The organism is Streptomyces palmae, from assembly GCF_004684805.1.
Taxonomy (GTDB): domain Bacteria; phylum Actinomycetota; class Actinomycetes; order Streptomycetales; family Streptomycetaceae; genus Streptomyces; species Streptomyces palmae.
The window spans coordinates 1-17,153 of record NZ_SRID01000120.1; the positions used below are offsets into that span (position 1 = coordinate 1).

Here is a 17,153-nt window from a genome sequence, read left to right on the forward strand (position 1 = left end):
CCGGAGGGGCGTTCCCGGAACCGGAGGGGGACGGCTGATGGAACAGCGGGAATCGGCGCAGGACGCACCGGCCGAAGAGGCGGCCGAGGCGTCGGTGGGGGCGGCCGAGGCATCGGTGGACGCGCAGGAGCTGGGGGAGACGGTCGACGCCGCCGCGACCTCGTACCGCGTGCTGGTGACGCGGGTGGACAAGGGCAATGACCGGGTGATGGAGTTCGACAGCACGGCACCGGACTTCACCAGCCGCAACGTCAAGTGGGAGCTGCGGCCGGGCTGGGGCGACGTCCTGGAGGCGCGCTGCCGGCACATCTCCACGGACGGCGACCTGGTGCTGGTGGCCGCGGGCGACAGCCCCTCGAAGGGCCGGGTCGGCATCTACCAGAGGAAGAGCAAGAAGCTGCTGTGGTCCGCGGCGGTGACCAACTACCCGCACAGCATCGAGCGGGTGCCGGGCGTCGGCGCGGTGATCGTGGCGGGGGCGGGTACGGCCCGGCCCGGCGAGGGCAAGCCGCGGCCCAACGGCAGCCTCCACCTCTACGGCCCGAAGGACAAGCACATCGCCTCCCTCGGGTACATCGGTTCCTACCCCCTCCAGGAGGCGCACGGGGTGCTGTGGGACCCGCAGTACGAGCTGCTGTGGGCCATCGGGCGCACGGAGGTGCGGCGGTACCGGGTCAAGGGCACCTACCGCGGAATGCGGTTGGAGGAGGTCGACGCGGCACACCGCATCCGGATCGGCGGCAACGGCCACGACATCCAGCCCGACTACACCGACAAGCACCGGCTGCTGCTGACCGACTCCAACCACGTCTACGCGCTGGACAAGCGGACGTTGAAGGTCCAGGCGCTGCCCGGCGCCCTGGGCAACAAGCGCCACGTGAAGTCGATCGCCCGCCACGCCTCCGGGCAGTACATGTGGGCCGGGGTGCCGGACGGTGTCGACAGCGCCTTCGGCGGCCCCGCGGTGCACTTCGAGTCGCCCGGTGCCACCCGCAACCTGGACAAGGGCGGGGTGACGTACAAGGCGCGCATCGCCACCAACAGCTACCAGTGACGGTGACGAGGCCCCGGGTGCGTCGGCACCGGTAGCGGGCGAGCACCCCGTCTCCCCGTCCGGCATCGGCCGGGGGGACGGGGTGCCGCCGTCCGCCGGGTCAGCCCTCGGTGAGCGGACGGACGGTCAGGGTCTGCAGGGCATGGCCCACCGGACCGACGGAATCGTGCAGGACGGTGCTGGTCAGGCCGTGTCCGGTGGGGCCGAAACTCACGGTGGTGTCCAGCCCGGCCCAGCGGCCCTCCGGCCGGCGGTGGAGGTGGATGGTGAGATCCATGTTCGGGAACATCCACTCCTTGGGCGAGCGCTGCACGGCGATGCCGTTGGCGGTGTCCACCAGGCCGATGTAGGACGCCAGCGGGCTGCTGGGCTCACCCGAGACCAGATCGACGCGGCTGGAGAGCCAGACGGTGCCGCGGCCCGGCGAGGCGGGTGCGCCCCGGCGGATGTCGATGGAGGAGATGTAGCCGCCGTCCCAGACGTCGCCCATCTGCCAGGGGGTGAACTCCTCGGGCGGGGCGATCCGTTCCTGGGGCGTGTCGGCGACCGCGCTGGTGTCCAGGGTCGCCAGGAGCCAGGCCCGGGCCCGGACCACCGATCGGCCGCCGATGTGGACCACGGCCTCCAGCAGCTCGATCGTGCGGCCGGGGCGGATGGTCTCCACCGTGATCTCGCACTCCTCGAGCGCGATGCGGCCGAGGATGTCGTAGCTGATCCGGGTCAGCGCCAGCCCCTTCGCGGGCTGCTCGCTCGCCGCCAGATACCGGTCGATCTCGTGGACGACCAGTCCGGCGAGCGGGCTGACGTGCTGCTCGTCGGTGCTCCAGGCGCCCCCCGCATGGGCCGTCGGCTTGTAGCGGTGCTCGCCCACACGCTGGTAGTAGCTGTCCGGCGCGGCGGAGGGGGTAGTCAAGGGGCACAACTCCTCAAGCTGATCACAGGCGTTCGAAGGGACCCGATAGATGGTGATGCCATCCTTTTGATCAGGATGGTAGAGGGCTGGACGGTCCGTTGGCCCCGGCGGTGACGCATGCCACAGCGGGCGGCGGACGTGCGGCAGGCGCGGTGTGCGGCCACGTCCCGGGGCGGCTCCCGACGGTCCGCCCCTCGCCCTCGCCCTCGTGCCGGTCGCCGCTCCAAGGCCCCGCGCCGGCCGCTGCCTCAAAGCCCCCCGCGCCGGCCGTCGCCCCGGGGTCACTCCGACGCGTGGGTCCCGGTCTCGCGGGCCGCGGAGGTGAGGGACATGTCCGCGTAGCGTTCGCCCGCCACCTGCTCGGCGAGCGGCTCCAGCAGTGCCAGCTCCTCGGCGGTCAGCGTGATCCGGGTGGCCGCGGCGTTCTCCAGCAGGCGGCCGCGGCTGCGGGTCCCGGGGATCGGCACCACGGTCAGACCGTGCACCTGGGCCCGCTGCTGCACCCAGGCCAGGGCGATCTGCGCCGTGGTGGCGCCCCGGGCCGCGCCGATCTCGGCCAGCGGCGCCAGGAGGGCGGCGTTCGCCCTGGCGTTGTCGCCGGTGAAGCGGGGCAGCAGGGTGCGGAAGTCATCGCTGGAGAGGTCCTTGGCCGCGCCGGTGAAGGTACCGGTCAGCAGGCCCCTGCCGAGCGGTGAGTACGGCACGAAGGCGACCCCGAGCTCGGCGGCGGCGCCCACCGCGCTGCGCTCCACGTCCCGGCTGAAGACCGACCACTCCGTCTGGAGGGCGGTGATCGGGTGCACGGCGTGCGCCTCCCGCAGCTCGGCACCGGTGACCTCGCTCAGGCCGAGGTGCTTGACCTTGCCCGCCCGTACCAGTTCGGCCATGGCGCCGACGGACTCGGCGAGCGGGACGGCGGGGTCGCGGCGGTGCATGTAGTAGAGGTCGATGACCTCGACGTCCAGGCGGCGCAGGCTCGCCTCCACGGCCTTCCTGATGTAGGCGGGGTCGTTGCGGATGGCCCGGTAGCCCGGGTCGTCGGCGCGGTACTCGATGCCGAACTTGGTGGCCAGGGTGATCTCGTCGCGGTGCGCGGCGACGAACGGCGCCAGGAACTCCTCGTTGGCGCCGACGCCGTACATGTCGGCGGTGTCGATGAGGGTGACGCCCGCCTCGACGGTGGCCTCCAGGGTGTCGCGGGCCGCCGCGGCATCGGTCTGCCCGTAGGCGGCGCTGATGCCCATGGCGCCGAAGCCCTGGACGCCGACCAGCGGGCCGCCCTTGCCCAACTCGACCTTGTCGATCCGCTCGATGGCACTGCTCATGATGGCGCTCAGGCCCCTTCCGGCGCCCGTTCGGCGCCCGCGTAGAAGTCGATCTTGCATTCGAGTGCGTCCAGGGTGTCCCGCAGCTCCGCGATGCGCGTGAGGACCTCGTGCCGGGTCCGCTCCAGGATCTCCCGCCGTTCGCCGAAGGTGGCCTCGCCCTGGCGGACCAGGTCGGCGAAGCGCACCATGTCGGCGATCGGCATCCCGGTCAGCCTCAGCTTGCGTACGAAGCCGAGCCAGTCCAGGTCCCGGTTGTCGAACCGGCGCTGACCGGCGTGCGACCGCTCCACCCGCGGCATCAGGCCGATCTGCTCGTACCAGCGCAGGGTGTGGGCCCTGAGCCCGGTGAACGCCGCGACCTCGCTGATGGTGTAGCGGTCCTGTCCGTCGGGCCGCGGGTAGTCCGGCGAGGCGGTCACGCAGACGTCCACGGGCCGGGGGTTCGCGGGGGTGCTGTCGATCACCGTCATGCCCGCAACGCTAGAACCCTCGAGTGCACTTGAAGCAAGCGTGCGGCCTGCGGCACACCCGACCGCGCCCGCCGCGAACCCCGCGCAACGGCGCACGGCGGTGGCCGCCCGGGGCCGCGGCACGGACGGGGCTGGAGCCAGGAGGGCCCGGGGGTGTGCGCCAGTGCGCGGCGGCTCACGGCGGACGAGGCAGAACTCGCCTTCCGCGAAACGTCCTTGGAGGATCCCGGTCGTCGACCTCGGCGCCGTCGACTACCACGCCTCCCGTCATCTGGGGGTCGAATGTCGCGGCCACCTCGGCGATCGTGCGCTGGTTCGGCGAGTTGCGCGGCTGGTGACCTGGTGAACGGCCCGGTGGCCCGGGCGCGATGCCGTATCTGTCGTGCCTTGGCCGCGGGGGAGGCCGCCTCGGTTCGCGAGGGCCGATCCCGTGCCGCGTCGAGCCTCGGGGCGTGGGCGGTGGTCCCGTAGCGGACCAGGCCGCGCCGCGGTGCCCGTACTCCGGCGGCGATCGGTCGCCGCTGGAGTCACCGGTGCCGCCAGACCGTCATGTCCGCGGTCAGGAAGTTGTTCCCGCTGCCCGGCAGCGCGGTCGCCTTCACCTGGATCACCAGCAGCGCGATGTCTCCCGAGGGGTGCTCGACGCAGATCTCGGTGCCGGCCGCCGCGGCGGCCAGCGGGAGGCTGCGACCGGTGTTGTCACCGCTGAGGGCGATGCGGCACTCGTCGAGGCCGGCTCCCGGCTTGCCCCAGCGCATGGCGATCTTGCTGGTGTCGCTCTCCAGGGCGCAGCTGGTCTTGGAGCAGGCCAGACGGATGTCGCCCGTGCGGTCCTTGTGCTGGACCGGCTCCCTGACGCTCACCGAGTTCTTCTCGTCCAGCCACTGGAAGGCGTACGGGGTGGGCTTCGGCGTCGCGGGCGCGGTCGGGGTGGACTCAGAGGTCGCTGGTCTTCGGCCGTCCGCTCCCGCGGTCGGCGCGGACGCCCCCGAGGCCGGCGTGGCCCCTGAGGACGCCGCGGAGCCCGTCTTCCCGGACGTGGCCGCATCCCGGTCGCCGGGCGACTGGTCCATGAGCAGCCAGGCCAGGCCCAACACCAGGGCGAGCGCCAGCACGGCCGCGGTCGTGATCAGCGCGGCGCGGCGCCGGCGGGTCCGCCGCTCGTCCGGCGCCGCGGGCTGCAGCCGGGTGGAGAAGGCCAGCGTGTGGAGCGGGGCGGGCTCGACGACGGGAGGCGGAGCCGGCACCTCCGGTCCGGTGACCTCCTGCCAGACCTCCGGCCCCCCGCCCGCCTCGACGTCCGAGCCCAGCTGCTCCCGGCACCACTCGACGATCTGCGCCGGGGTGGCCCGCTCCTCCGGGTCCGCGGACAGGCACCGGCCGATCAGCGGACGGAGCTGCTCGGGCAGCGGGGACAGGTCGGGCGCGGAGTGCACGATCCGGTACAGCACGCTGACCGCGGGCCCGTCCCCGTACAGCGGATGGCCCAGCGCCGCGAACGCCGCCGTCTGGCCGAGCGCGAAGACATCGGTGGCCGCCGTGACCTCACCCGCGGACGCCTGCTCGGGGGCCATGTAGTGAGGGGTGCCGATGGTGGTGCCGCTGGCCGTGTGGGAGCTGATGCCGGAGGCCAGCGAGATACCGAAGTCGATGACACGTGGCCCGTCGGCCGCCAGCAGCACGTTCGACGGCTTCAGGTCCCGGTGCACGATTCCCGCTCCGTGGATGACCTGGAGCGCCTCGGCCACCCCCGCCATCAGCCAGAGCACCGCCGGCACCGGCAGCGGTCCGCCCCGGGCCACGGCCTCCGTCAGCGAGGGCCCGGGCACGTACAGCGTGGCCAGCCAGGGGGGTGTGCCGTCCGCGTCGGCGTCGATCAGCTCGGCGGTGTACGCGCCCCGGACCCGCTGGGCCGCCTTGATCTCCCTGCTGAACCTCCGCCGGAAGGCCGGATCGTCGGCCAGCTCCGGCCGTACCACCTTGATCGCCACCGGTCGGCCGCCCTGGGTGTGCGAGAGGTAGACCCGCCCCATGCCACCCGCGCCGAGCCGGGCCGCCACTCGGTAACCGGCCACCCTGCGCGGATCGTCCGCCTGGAGTGGCTGGAACACCTCGGCCGCGTTCTGCATCGGCCCTCCCCCGAACTCTTGTCCGATGATCCAGAGCAGCACCCTAAGCCGTGGCACCGCGGGCTCCGGGGGCGGGCGGGCTCCCCTCTCTCCCTACTCATGGATATGAATAGTCACATCGATGAGTAGGGTAGGGGTCGGCCTGTGCCCGCGCCTGGGTGGGAGCGGGATCCCGGCTGACGGGAAGAACCGGAAGAACCGGAAGAGGGGGGTGCGTCATGGCACTGCGCCACGCCGTACTGGCGGCGCTGCTGGACGAGGAGCTCAGCGGATACCAGCTGGCCAAGTCCTTCCGTCTGGGGGTGGCGAACTTCTGGCACGCCCAGCCCCAGCAGCTGTACGTGGAGCTGACCCGGCTGGAGAAGGACGGGCTGATCTCCGGGCGCGAGGTGGTGCAGGAGAGCCGGCCGAACAAGCGCGTGTTCACGGTCACCGACGCCGGCCGGGCGGAGCTGGAGTACTTCACGGCGGCGGTCGCCAAGCCCTCGGTCATCCGTGACGACCTCCTGGTCAAGGTGTACTCCGCCGACCACGTCGACAGCGACATCCTGATCGTCCTGCTCGCCGAGCGCGTGGAATCCGCCCGGGACAAGATCGAGCTGATCGGGGAGCTGCTGCGGACACTGCGCGGCGATCGGACCGAGGAGGAGTTCCTGCGCCGCGGCGAGCGGGTCGGCCCGTATCTGACCGGGCTGCGCGGCCTCGCCTTCGAGCAGGGCAACCTCGAGTGGTGCGAGCGGGCGATCGCCGTGCTGACGCAGCGGCAGGCGGACCGTGACAACCATGCCTGACCAGTCGTATCTGCGGTACGTCGCGCTGGGCGACAGCCAGACCGAGGGGCTCGGGGACGGCGATGACGCCACCGGGCTGCGCGGCTTCGCCGACCGGCTCGCCGAACACCTCGCCCCGCACAGCCCGGGCCTGCGCTACGCCAACCTGGCGGTACGCGGCCGGCTCGCCGGGCAGGTCCGTGCCGAGCAGCTCGCCCCCGCCCTGAAGCTCAAGCCCGACCTGGTCACCGTGGTCGCCGGGGTCAACGACCTGCTCCGGCCCGGCTTCGACGCGGACGAGGTGGCCGGGCACCTGGAGGCGATGTTCGCCGCGCTGACCGCCCAGGGCGCCCGGGTCGCCACCCTCACCTTCCCCGACCCGGGGCGCATGACCCCGATCGCCCGCCCGATCAGCGGCCGGGCCATCGCCCTCAACCACCGCATACGGCAGGCCGCCCGCCGGCACGGGGTGGCGCTGGCCGACACCAGCCACCATCCGGTGGTCGTCGACCCCCGGCTGTGGAGCCCGGACCGGCTGCACGCCAGCCCCCTCGGCCACCAGCGGATCGCCGCCGCCCTCGCCCATGCGCTGGCCCTGCCGGGCAGCGACGACAGCTGGACCCGGCCGCTGCCCCCGCCCGGCCGTCCCTTCCCGACAGGGTGGCGGGCCGCCGCCGGGGAGCTGCGCTGGGCCGCCGGTTTCCTCGGCCCCTGGCTGGGGCGACGGCTGCGCGGACGCTCGTCCGGCGACGGCCGCACGGCGAAACGCCCCGAGCTGCTGCCCGTACGGTGAGGGGCGGCCTCGTGAGCTGGCAGCGCGGCGGGGGGTGGGCGGCTGAGGGAGCGGTGGGCGGCGTCCGGGTGCGGGTGCGCCGGGGGCCCGGCGTGCGTGCGGCCGTGCGGCATGCGTGCGACCTGATTCCGCGCGTCGCGGCCGTCCGGGGCCTGGCTCGGCCGCCCCGGCCACACCGTGCGGGTGCCCGCGAGTGGAGGCACGCTGGTAGCAGCAGTCGCTGCTGCCGGAGGTGAACCGTCATGACGAAGAGCAGCCAGAGCACCACGGGATGGCATGTCGAGTTGGAATTCGACGAGGACACCAAGCACACCAAGGCCGCTGCCCTGGTACGGCTGGCGGACGGGACCGAGGTGCGGTCCCACGGGACCGCCAGCAGAGCACCCGCCGATGACAATCAGCCACGGGTCGGTGAGGAGATCGCCGGGGCCAGGGCGCTCAACGAGATGGCGAGCAAGTTGCTGAACAAGGCCCACGACGAGATCGACGAGGCATCCGGCCGGACCTCGTACCCGCTGACCGGCTGAGGTAACGGGCGCCGGGGCCCGCCCGAGCCTCAGCCGCGCCCGGTCCGCGCCTCCGCGCCCCGGCCGTGCCCGGTCCGCGCCTCGCCCGGCACCGCTGCCCGGCGGCGGGCGGGTGCACGGCGGCACGGGGCCGGTGGCTCACCGGGTCCGCCGTCCGAGGCCGTCTCCCGCCCCGGGCGTCCGCCCAGGGGCCGGTACGGGCCGCGCTTACACCCAGGGGCCGGTACGCGCGCCTACCCCCAGGGGGCGGCACAAGGCTGCGCCCAACCTCCCCGGACCGGGGCGCGGCGCGCAGTCGATGCCGTACTGCAACGTCAGTGGCCTGGGCGGTCAGGCAGAATCGGCCCCATGACGAGCCCGGACGACGACGCCTCCGACGAGAAGCGTGAGACGCACGACGCGCACCAGCCCGCCGCCCCGACAGGGACCGCCGGCGAGCCCGCCTACCCGGACCGCGTCTTCCGTTCCCCCAGCGGTATCGCCGGCGGGGTGCTGCTGCTGGTGCTGGCGGCCTGGCTGGGTGTCGACGCGATGGTGAACGGAGAGGACCAGACCCCGTGGCTGGCGCTGGCCGGCCTGGTGCTGGTGGTGCCGCTGGTGGTCGCCTTCACCATCCGCCCGGCCGTGTTCGCCGGCGCCGACCGGCTGAAGGTGCGCAATCCGTTCCGTACCGTCACCCTGCCCTGGGCCTCGGTCGAGGGCGTACGGGCCGGGTACAGCAGCGAGGTCCTGGCCGGCGGCAGCAAGTACCAGATGTGGGCCGTCCCGGTGTCGCTGCGGCAGCGCAAGCGGGCGACCCGGCGACAGGCGCAGGCCGCGGCGGGGGACCTGTCCGGCCAGACCAAGGCCCACAGCGGGGTGGACATCGACCAGGCCGTACGCGCCGCCGCCGACCGGACCGTGATGGACCTGCGCGAACTGGCCGAGCGCAACGCCGACCGCCCCGGCGCCAAGGGTGAGCCCGAGGTGCGCTGGGCCATCGAGGTCCTCGCCCCGGCGCTGGCCGGCGCGGTGCTGCTGCTGGTGCTGCTCGCCATCGGCTGACGCCGGCGGGCCGCGTGGTCGTCGGCGGCGGGCGGTGCGAGGGGAGCCGGGGCCGGTACGCGAGGGGCGACCGGCCCGCCGGGGGTCAGTCCCTCAGGTTGCCCGTCACCCGGCGCGGCGTGATGCGCAGGACCATGCGCACCTGTTCCGGCGGCAGGTCCAGGTACTCCTGGCCCGCGCCGGGGCCTTCGTACTTCTCGGCGAGGGCGACCGCCAGCTCCCGCCCGATGTCCTCGGTGACGGTGGCCTCGCCGCGCACCTCCGCGTACCGGTTGGGGTTGGCGGGGTCGTAGAGGGTCAGGCTGGCCCGCGGGTCGCGGAGCAGATTGCGCTCCTTGCGGCGGCCCTGGGAGGTGGATATCAGCAGGTCGTCGCCGTCCAGGCCGACCCAGACGACCGAGGACTGCGGGCTTCCGTCCGGGTTGATGGTGGCCAGTACGGCGGGCGTCGGCGCGTCCAGCAGGGCGCGCAGGGAGTTGCTCAGCAGGCTGGTCATGGGGCGGATGCTAGATCATCCAGGGCCCGCGGACCGGTGAACCGCCGGGCCGAACGGGAGGGTTGGGACCTCGCTCGGTGTACGGGACCGCCCTGCCCCGGGCGGGGCAGGGCGGTCCTCGGGGGCGTACCGGGTCAGATGCCGGCGGCCGCCGCCAGGTCGGTCTTCAGCGCGGCGAGCACCCTGGCCGCGGTACCTCGCGCGGCGCTCAGGTCCCGCGGGGTGGGAACCTCGACCACGACCTCCAGATAGCACTTGATCTTCGGTTCGGTGCCGCTGGGCCGGACCACGACCCGGGCGTTCCGTACCGCTTCGACGCCGGTGCCCGCCAGCCGGTAGCGCAGGCCGTCGGTGGGCGGCAGCTCCTCGCTGCCCTCGCTGAGGTCCTCGGCGGACACCACGTCGAGGCCGGCGAGCCGGGTCGGCGGCTGCTCGCGCAGCCGGCGCATGGCGTCCGCGATCAGCGACAGGTCCTCGACCCGGGCCGAGAGCTGGTCGGTGGCGTGCAGCCCGTACTTCACCGCCAGGTCGTCCAGCAGGTCACCCAGGGTGCGGCCCTCGGCCTTGAGGGTGGCGGCCAGCTCGGCGACGAGCAGCGCGGCGGTGATGCCGTCCTTGTCGCGGACGCCGGCCGGGTCCACGCAGTAGCCCAGCGCCTCCTCGTAGGCGAAGCGCAGGCCCTCGGCCCGGGCCAGCCACTTGAAGCCGGTCAGCGTCTCCTGGTACGGCAGCCGGCCGACCTCCGCGATCCGGGACAGCAGCGAGGAGGAGACGATGGTGGTGGCCAGCGTGCCGCGGGCGCCCTTGCGCACCAGATGGGCGGCGAGCAGCGCACCAACCTCGTCGCCGCGCAGCATCCGCCAGCCGGAGTCGGCCGAGGCGTCCGGGACGGCCACGGCGCAGCGGTCCGCGTCCGGGTCGTTGGCGATGACGATGTCGGGGGCCGCCTCGCGCGCGGTGGCGAAGGCCAGGTCCATCGCCCCGGGCTCCTCCGGGTTGGGGAAGGCGACGGTCGGGAAGTCGGGGTCGGGGTCGGCCTGCGCGGCGACCACGACCGGGTCCGGGAAGCCGGCTCGCCGGAACGCGGCGGTCAGCGTGGTGCGGCCCACCCCGTGCATCGGGGTGTAGACGACCCGCACCTCCCGGGGCGACTCCGGGTCGAGCACCGCGTCGGTACGGGCCAGGTAGGCCTCGACCACCTCGTCGCCCAGCGTCTCCCAGCCCGCGTCGGGCCGCGGTACGTCGGCCAGCGCGGCGATGCCGGCGATCTCGGCCGCGATCTCGCCGTCGGCCGGCGGCACGATCTGCGAGCCGTCGCCCAGGTAGACCTTGTAGCCGTTGTCGCGCGGCGGGTTGTGGCTGGCGGTGACCTCCACCCCGGCCACCGCGCCCAGGTGCCGGATGGCGAAGGCCAGCACGGGGGTGGGCAGCGGGCCCGGCAGCAGGGCCGCGCGCAGCCCGGCGCCGACCATCACCGCGGCGGTGTCCCGGGCGAAGTCGGCGCTCTTGTGGCGGGCGTCGTAGCCGATCACGACCAGGCCGCCGGTGTGGCCCTTGCCGTTCAGGTACGCGGCCAGGCCGGCGGCGGCGCGGATCACCACGGCGCGGTTCATCCGCATCGGCCCGGCCCCGAGCTCCCCGCGCAGCCCGGCGGTGCCGAACTGGAGGGTGCCCGCGAAACGGGCGGCGACCCCCTCGGTGTCCCCGGCGTCGAGCAGCTTGGCCAGCTCGTCGCGGGTGTCGGGGTCGGGATCCTCGGCCAGCCAGGCGCGGGCGTGGACGATGAGTGCGGGCTCCACGAGGGCTCCTCCGGAGGGTGTCCCCCGGGGAATGGCCGGGGGTGGTGCGGGTGCCCTCCGGGGTCGGCCGGAGGGCGCGGACTCCCGGCGCGCGGCCGGGGCCTCGGACGTGCTGGGTCGCCGGGGTCACGGCCGTACGGACGGGGGGACCGGACGGACCAGTGTCATGATCGTACGGACCGGGGCGGCCCGCGAGGGGCCGGCCGGAGCCCGGCCGCGCGGACCAGGGTCTGAGCGGCACCCACCGGACCGGCGACTTGCCCCGAACGGCCCCAGGGACCGCGAGGCATGGCCCGGAGCCCGGCCGCGCGGACCGAGTCCACGGCGTGCGGCCCTGGGGCACGACGGACGCGCCGAGGTCGCGACGCGCGGGCCGAGCCCATGACCGTGTGGGCCGGCCTTGGGGCGTACGGGCCAGACCCTGGCCATCGGGATCAGCCCCCCGGCCGTCCGGATCGGGCCCTTGGCCGTATGGGGACCAGGGCCCCTGCCGGCGACGACCGGGGCCCTGCGGTGACGGGCCGAGCCCCAGCCTCGCGGCGGCCGTACGGCCGTATCGCCGGCCGGCCGCCCGCCGGCTCAGGCGGCCGGCGCTCGGCACCGGCACCCGCAGGGCACCCGCACGGCACACATACGGCACCCACGGCGTCCCCTGCGGGCAGTCGAGGGCGCCTCAGATGCGTTCCAGGACCTTCGCCAGGAGGCTCCCCATCCGGGCGGCGGAGTCGCGCCCGGCCTGGAGGACCTCCTGGTGGCTGAGCGGTTCGCCGGTCATGCCCGCGGCCAGGTTGGTGACCAGGGAGATGCCGAGCACCTCGGCGCCCGCCTCGCGGGCCGCGATGGCCTCCAGCGTGGTGGACATGCCGACCAGGTCCGCGCCGAGGGTGCGGGCCATGTGGATCTCGGCCGGGGTCTCGTAGTGCGGGCCGGGGAACTGGAGGTAGACGCCCTCCTCCAGCGACGGGTCCACCTCCTTGCACAGCGCGCGCAGCCGCGGCGAGTACAGGTCCGTCAGGTCGACGAAGTTGGCGCCCACGATGGGGGAGGTGGCGGTGAAGTTGATGTGGTCGCTGATCAGCACCGGCTGGCCGGGGCGCATGCCCTCGCGCAGGCCACCGCAGCCATTGGTGAGGATCACGGTCCGGCAGCCCGCGGCCGCGGCGGTGCGGACACCGTGCGCCACGGCGGCGACGCCACGCCCCTCGTAGTAGTGGGTGCGGCCGAGGAAGACCAGCGCCCGCTTGTTGTTGATCTTGTACGAGCGGACCGTGCCCGCGTGGCCGGCGACGGCCGGCAGCGGGAAGCCGGGCAGCTCCGTGACCGGGAACTCGTGCTCCGGCGTGCCGAGAGCGTCCGTGGCGGGGACCCAGCCGGAGCCCATGACAAGGGCCACGTCGTGGGTCTCGGCACCGGTGAGCTCACGCAGTCGCGCGGCGGCGGCGTCGGCGGCGGCGTAGGGGTCGCCCTGGATGTCCGAAGTAAGTGATGCGTTCACGCGCACGAGGGTAACCGGAAATCGCCTACGCGCGTAGACATACAGGTCGGCGATGTCCGGATCGTTGCATTCCGTACGAAGGCCGTCCAGCGGAGGAGCCGGGAACGGGATGCCGGGCACCGGGGTCGCGACCGCGTCAGCAGGGGCGCTTGCGGATCTCCATGACGTAGTCGTGGGGCGCGCCGGCGGACTCCGCCGCGTCGGCCACCTCGCCGAGGTAGCGCGCGGAGGGGAGGCCGCCCTCGTAGCCGTTGAGGACGTAGAGCCAGGCCGTTTCCTCACCGTCCAGGGTGTGGACCCGGACCCGGACCCGGCGGTATATGCCGAGACCCACGCCCTCCCAGCGGTCCATGGACTCCTCGTCCATGGGAGCGATGTCGTAGAGGGCGACGAAGACCTGGGCGCTGGGGTCGAGGTCTTCCACGACCGTGGCCAGGGCGCCCTCCCAGCCCATCTGCTCGCCGCCGAAGGTGAGCCGCCAGCCGGTGAGCCAGCCGGTGCCGCGCAGCGGGGAGTGCGGGGCGCGGCGGGACATCAGCCGCGCGTCGAGGTTGCCGGCGTACGCGGCGTAGAGCGACATGGTTCCGAGGGTACGGGAGTGCGGCGGAATGGCATTTGAGGTGGCAGTCTCATAGAGGGATTCGTACGAAAATCAGATGGACACCCGGGAGGAGAACGCCCTCCCAGGGCCCCAAGCGGAGTCGCGTTGATGGGTGCGGGACAATGGAGCATGTGACTCGGATCGTGATCATCGGTGGCGGACCCGGCGGCTATGAGGCGGCGCTGGTGGCCGCCCAGCTCGGCGCGGAGGTGACCGTCGTCGACCGCGACGGTCTGGGCGGGGCGTCGGTGCTCACCGACTGCGTGCCGTCGAAGACGTTGATCGCCACCGCCGAGGTCATGACGACCTTCGACTCTTCATACGAGGAGTTGGGGATCATCGTCGCCGATGACACCCCGCCGCTGGAGCAGGCGGCCCGGGTGGTCGGCGTCGACCTGGGCAAGGTGAACCGGCGGGTGAAGCGGTTGGCGCTCGCCCAGTCGCATGACATCACCGCCTCGGTCACCCGCGCCGGCGGCCGGGTGATGCGCGGCCACGGCCGGCTCGCCCCCGGCCAGGCGCCGGACGGTTCCCGCCAGGTCGTCGTGCGGACCGCGGACGGCGGCGAGGAGACGCTGACCGCCGACGCGGTGCTGATCTCCACCGGCGCGCACCCCCGGGAGATCCCGGACGCGCTGCCGGACGGCGAGCGCATCCTGAACTGGACCCAGGTCTACGACCTCGACGAGCTGCCCGAAGAGCTGATCGTGGTCGGCTCGGGTGTGACCGGTGCCGAGTTCGCCGGCGCGTACCAGGCGCTGGGCTCCCGGGTCACCCTGGTCTCCAGCCGGGACCGGGTGCTGCCGGGCGAGGACCCGGACGCCGCCGCGGTACTGGAGGACGTCTTCCGGCGGCGCGGGATGAACGTGATGGCGCGCTCCCGGGCGCAGGCCGCCAAGAGGGTGGGCGACCGGGTGGAGGTGACGCTCGCGGACGGGCGGACCATCACCGGTACCCACTGCCTGATGGCCGTCGGCTCCATCCCCAACACCGCGGGCATCGGCCTGGAGGAGGCGGGCGTCCGGCTCAAGGACTCCGGGCACATCTGGACCGACAAGGTCTCCCGTACCAGCGCCCCCGGCGTGTACGCGGCGGGCGACTGCACCGGCGTGCTGGCGCTGGCCTCGGTGGCCGCCATGCAGGGCCGCATCGCCATGTACCACTTCCTGGGCGACGCGGTGGCCCCGCTGAACCTCAAGGCCGTCTCGGCGAACGTGTTCACCGACCCGGAGATCGCCACCGTCGGCTACTCGCAGGCGGACGTGGACGCCGGCAAGATCGACGCCCGGGTGGTCAAGCTGCCGCTGCTGCGCAACCCGCGCGCCAAGATGCAGGGCATCCGGGACGGCTTCGTGAAGATCTTCTGCCGTCCGGGCACCGGCATCGTGGTCGGCGGTGTGGTGGTCGCCCCGCGCGCCAGCGAGCTGATCCACCCGATCTCCATCGCGGTGGACAACAACCTGACGGTGGAGCAGATCGCCAACGCGTTCACCGTCTACCCCTCGCTGTCCGGCTCCATCGCGGAGGTCGCCCGGCAGCTGCACAACCGCAAGTCCCAGGGCGAGGGGTAGCGGCACCCTCGCCGCCGGCTCGGCGGGCGGCGCCTGGCTGCCGGAGGTTCCTCGGGGTCTGCCGGGGTCTCCCGGTGTCTGTTGGGGTCTGTCAGGGCGTCCAGCTGCCTGGATGCGGCGGAACCTCGGACTCCGCCGAGTGAACGGCTAGCCTGCGCGCATGGTGTTCAAGCGGCTGCTGGGCGGCAAGGGAAGCGGCGGGAGCGGGATCCCGCTGGAGGTCGACACCGGCATACCGGACGTGCCACTGCGACCGGGCGGGTTGCTGCGCGGGGAGATCGTGCTGCGCGCTCCCGATCGGGACGTGACGGTGCGGAGCGTCGACATGAAGCTCGTCGCCAACGCCTCGCCCGCCGTCGGCAAGCGGAACGCGGTCGACACGGAGTCGGGCGACACGATCGCGCACTTCCGCGTCACCAGCCACTTCACCGTCGGGAAGGGCCAGGAGACGCGGGTGCCCCTCCGGTACCGGCTCCACTGGGAGAGTCCGGTGTCCGAGGTGCGGGGGAAGCCGCTTGAGGGGGTGCGCCTGCGGGCGTACACCTTCGTGGAGGCCGGCGGGATCGAGGGGCGTACGGACAGCGACCCCCTGCGGATCGCCGCGACACCGCTCCACGAGGCGGTCCTCGACGCCTTCGAGGCCGCGGGGTACTCCCACGGCACCGCCCAGATCGACGCGGACACCATTCCGCGCACCGAGCGCCATGTGTACCTGCGGCAGAGCTTCCGCCTCGTCGACACGCTGGCGGTGACCGGGCCGGACCGCCCGGAGCACCTGGAGGTGAACTTCCACACCAACGCCGTCGGTTGCGAGATCTTCGTCCGCAAGGCGGCCCTGTTCCAGACGATCTGGAGCGAGAAGCCGCCCTACCTGCGCTATGTGGCGGCGCACCACGAGGTGGGCCGGTTCGACTTCGAGGCGGCGGTGCGGGGCTGGATCAAGGAGGTCGCGGTCCTGCCCGAGAAGCGCGAGGACGACAGGATCGAACGGGTGGAGTACGACCTGGGCAGCCCTCGGATCTGGATCGACACGTAGTACGGAACCACCTCGGGCCGGCCGGGGCCGTCCGTCGGGCACCGGGATCCCGGGGCGGCCGGTGGGGCTGGTGGGGCCGGGGCGCCTGATGCGGCCAGTGGTGAACCGAACCCCAAAGACTGTCCTTATACCAGCTCAAGTGCTCTGGAGCGATCAGCTTCCGTTATTTGCTGCAAGCTGCTGAAACCAGATGGTCGTTGGCGTTACTGTCAGTTCCGTGTTCGCTGCAGAACGTCGCCAAATGATCCTTGAAATGGTGCGCGCCAACGGAGCGGTGTCGCTCCGGGAGCTCGCCCGCGTCGTCCAGACCTCCGAAGTGACCGTACGGCGGGATGTGCGGGCACTGGAGGCCGAGGGCCTACTCGACCGCCGGCACGGCGGTGCGGTGCTGCCGGGCGGATTCACCAGGGAGTCCGGCTTCCCGCAGAAATCCCATCTAGCGACCGCGGAGAAGACGGCCATCGCCGACCTCGCCGCCGGGCTCGTCCAGGAGGGCGAGGCCGTGGTGGTCGGCGCCGGGACCACCACCCAGGAGCTGGCCCGCCGGCTCGCCCGGGTCCCGGGGCTGACCGTGGTCACCAACTCCCTGCTGGTCGCCCAGGCACTGGCGCACGCCAACCGCGTGGAGGTCGTGATGACCGGCGGCACCCTGCGCGGCTCCAACTACGCCCTGGTCGGCAGCGGGGCCGAGCAGTCCCTCCAGGGGCTGCGGGTCACCCGCGCCTTCCTGTCCGGCAGCGGGCTGACCGCCGAGCGCGGGCTGTCCACCTCCAACATGCTCTCCGCCAGCGTGGACCGGGCCCTGGTCCAGGCCGCCTCCGAGGTGGTGGTGCTGGCCGACCACACCAAGCTGGGCACCGACACCATGTTCCAGACGGTGCCCACCCAGCTGATCACCCGACTGGTCACCGACGAGCCACCGGGGCACGACGACCGCGCCCAGGCGGAACTCCAGGCCCTCGCCGACCAGGGCGTGCAGATCACGGTGGCCCCGGGGGGATCCGGTGGCGGAGCCCCCGCCGGGGGTCCGCCAGGCGCGGAGACCGGGCCCGCCGCCCGCCCGGCGCCTCGGCACGCCCCCGGCCAGCACCCCCACGCGGGGCACCCCGGTGGCCGGGGCGCGGAGG

Annotated in this window: 16 protein-coding genes; 8 read left to right on the forward strand and 8 right to left on the reverse strand. The window is 73.3% G+C overall.

Going from position 1 to position 17,153, the window contains the following annotated elements; all coding sequences use genetic code 11:
- The first annotated feature begins 37 nt into the window (after positions 1 to 37).
- Positions 38 to 1,054: a hypothetical protein gene (locus E4099_RS15025; protein WP_167828388.1), complete on the forward strand. Its 1,017-nt coding sequence runs from the start codon at positions 38 to 40 to the stop codon at positions 1,052 to 1,054.
- A 100-nt stretch (positions 1,055 to 1,154) separates the two neighbouring features.
- Here the strand turns inward: E4099_RS15025 and E4099_RS15030 are convergent, their stop codons facing one another.
- The 4 genes from E4099_RS15030 to E4099_RS15045 all read right to left on the reverse strand — a co-directional run bounded on the left by E4099_RS15030 (position 1,155) and on the right by E4099_RS15045 (position 5,894).
- On the reverse strand, positions 1,155 to 1,967 hold the full coding sequence (locus E4099_RS15030) for a thioesterase family protein (RefSeq protein ID WP_135339556.1): 813 nt from the start codon (positions 1,965 to 1,967) through the stop codon (positions 1,155 to 1,157).
- A 281-nt stretch (positions 1,968 to 2,248) separates the two neighbouring features.
- On the reverse strand, positions 2,249 to 3,292 hold the full coding sequence (locus tag E4099_RS15035) for an aldo/keto reductase (RefSeq protein WP_135339557.1): 1,044 nt from the start codon (positions 3,290 to 3,292) through the stop codon (positions 2,249 to 2,251).
- An 8-nt stretch (positions 3,293 to 3,300) separates the two neighbouring features.
- Positions 3,301 to 3,765, reverse strand: a complete 465-nt coding sequence (locus E4099_RS15040) for a MerR family transcriptional regulator (protein ID WP_135339558.1) — start codon at positions 3,763 to 3,765, stop codon at positions 3,301 to 3,303.
- Positions 3,766 to 4,292: 527 nt separating this feature from the next.
- Positions 4,293 to 5,894: a serine/threonine-protein kinase gene (locus tag E4099_RS15045; RefSeq protein WP_135339559.1), complete on the reverse strand. Its 1,602-nt coding sequence runs from the start codon at positions 5,892 to 5,894 to the stop codon at positions 4,293 to 4,295.
- Positions 5,895 to 6,112: 218 nt separating this feature from the next.
- On the opposite strand from E4099_RS15045, the gene E4099_RS15050 reads away from it, so the two are divergent.
- The 4 genes from E4099_RS15050 (at position 6,113) to E4099_RS15065 (ending at position 9,028) form a co-directional block, all read left to right on the forward strand.
- On the forward strand, positions 6,113 to 6,685 hold the full coding sequence (locus E4099_RS15050) for a PadR family transcriptional regulator (protein ID WP_135339560.1): 573 nt from the start codon (positions 6,113 to 6,115) through the stop codon (positions 6,683 to 6,685).
- Complete coding sequence (locus E4099_RS15055) at positions 6,678 to 7,457, forward strand: SGNH/GDSL hydrolase family protein (RefSeq protein ID WP_135339561.1); 780 nt, start codon at positions 6,678 to 6,680, stop codon at positions 7,455 to 7,457. The genes E4099_RS15050 and E4099_RS15055 overlap by 8 nt, the downstream gene beginning before the upstream one ends.
- 242 nt (positions 7,458 to 7,699) lie before the next feature.
- Complete coding sequence (locus tag E4099_RS15060) at positions 7,700 to 7,984, forward strand: DUF1876 domain-containing protein (RefSeq protein WP_135339562.1); 285 nt, start codon at positions 7,700 to 7,702, stop codon at positions 7,982 to 7,984.
- A gap of 348 nt (positions 7,985 to 8,332) precedes the next feature.
- Positions 8,333 to 9,028 carry a PH domain-containing protein gene (locus E4099_RS15065; protein WP_135339563.1) on the forward strand — a complete coding sequence of 232 codons (696 nt, stop codon included), beginning with the start codon at positions 8,333 to 8,335 and terminating at the stop codon, positions 9,026 to 9,028.
- Positions 9,029 to 9,113: 85 nt separating this feature from the next.
- Here the strand turns inward: E4099_RS15065 and E4099_RS15070 are convergent, their stop codons facing one another.
- From E4099_RS15070 to E4099_RS15085, 4 genes are all read right to left on the reverse strand, one after another.
- On the reverse strand, positions 9,114 to 9,524 hold the full coding sequence (locus E4099_RS15070; protein ID WP_135339564.1) for a PPOX class F420-dependent oxidoreductase: 411 nt from the start codon (positions 9,522 to 9,524) through the stop codon (positions 9,114 to 9,116).
- Positions 9,525 to 9,658: 134 nt separating this feature from the next.
- Entirely contained in the window at positions 9,659 to 11,323 is a 1,665-nt protein-coding gene (locus tag E4099_RS15075; protein ID WP_135339565.1) for a phospho-sugar mutase, read from the reverse strand.
- 673 nt (positions 11,324 to 11,996) lie between these two features.
- Entirely contained in the window at positions 11,997 to 12,818 is an 822-nt protein-coding gene (locus tag E4099_RS15080; protein WP_135339566.1) for a purine-nucleoside phosphorylase, read from the reverse strand.
- Positions 12,819 to 12,954: 136 nt separating this feature from the next.
- Entirely contained in the window at positions 12,955 to 13,398 is a 444-nt protein-coding gene (locus E4099_RS15085; RefSeq protein WP_135339567.1) for a gamma-glutamylcyclotransferase family protein, read from the reverse strand.
- Between the two features lie 143 nt (positions 13,399 to 13,541).
- Between E4099_RS15085 and E4099_RS15090 the strand changes: the two genes are divergently transcribed.
- The 3 genes from E4099_RS15090 to E4099_RS15100 all read left to right on the forward strand — a co-directional run.
- On the forward strand, positions 13,542 to 14,990 hold the full coding sequence (locus E4099_RS15090) for an NAD(P)H-quinone dehydrogenase (protein ID WP_135339568.1): 1,449 nt from the start codon (positions 13,542 to 13,544) through the stop codon (positions 14,988 to 14,990).
- A gap of 160 nt (positions 14,991 to 15,150) precedes the next feature.
- Complete coding sequence (locus tag E4099_RS15095; RefSeq protein ID WP_135339569.1) at positions 15,151 to 16,026, forward strand: sporulation protein; 876 nt, start codon at positions 15,151 to 15,153, stop codon at positions 16,024 to 16,026.
- A gap of 253 nt (positions 16,027 to 16,279) precedes the next feature.
- Positions 16,280 to 17,153, forward strand: an 874-nt coding sequence (locus tag E4099_RS15100) for a DeoR/GlpR family DNA-binding transcription regulator (protein ID WP_483414774.1), incomplete at its 3' end; no start/stop codon positions are given.

What these genes read in the sequence shown, in the direction of transcription:
- E4099_RS15095 (WP_135339569.1), top strand. Translation starts at nt 15,151, where the DNA reads ATGGTGTTCAAGCGGCTGCTGGGCGGCAAGGGAAGCGGCGGGAGCGGG.
- E4099_RS15055 (WP_135339561.1), top strand. Translation starts at nt 6,678, where the DNA reads ATGCCTGACCAGTCGTATCTGCGGTACGTCGCGCTGGGCGACAGCCAG.
- E4099_RS15090 (WP_135339568.1), top strand. Translation starts at nt 13,542, where the DNA reads ATGGAGCATGTGACTCGGATCGTGATCATCGGTGGCGGACCCGGCGGC.
- E4099_RS15025 (WP_167828388.1), top strand. Translation starts at nt 38, where the DNA reads ATGGAACAGCGGGAATCGGCGCAGGACGCACCGGCCGAAGAGGCGGCC.
- E4099_RS15085 (WP_135339567.1), bottom strand. Translation starts at nt 13,398, where the DNA reads ATGTCGCTCTACGCCGCGTACGCCGGCAACCTCGACGCGCGGCTGATG.
- E4099_RS15065 (WP_135339563.1), top strand. Translation starts at nt 8,333, where the DNA reads ATGACGAGCCCGGACGACGACGCCTCCGACGAGAAGCGTGAGACGCAC.
- E4099_RS15050 (WP_135339560.1), top strand. Translation starts at nt 6,113, where the DNA reads ATGGCACTGCGCCACGCCGTACTGGCGGCGCTGCTGGACGAGGAGCTC.
- E4099_RS15035 (WP_135339557.1), bottom strand. Translation starts at nt 3,292, where the DNA reads ATGAGCAGTGCCATCGAGCGGATCGACAAGGTCGAGTTGGGCAAGGGC.
- E4099_RS15040 (WP_135339558.1), bottom strand. Translation starts at nt 3,765, where the DNA reads ATGACGGTGATCGACAGCACCCCCGCGAACCCCCGGCCCGTGGACGTC.
- E4099_RS15045 (WP_135339559.1), bottom strand. Translation starts at nt 5,894, where the DNA reads ATGCAGAACGCGGCCGAGGTGTTCCAGCCACTCCAGGCGGACGATCCG.
- E4099_RS15070 (WP_135339564.1), bottom strand. Translation starts at nt 9,524, where the DNA reads ATGACCAGCCTGCTGAGCAACTCCCTGCGCGCCCTGCTGGACGCGCCG.
- E4099_RS15060 (WP_135339562.1), top strand. Translation starts at nt 7,700, where the DNA reads ATGACGAAGAGCAGCCAGAGCACCACGGGATGGCATGTCGAGTTGGAA.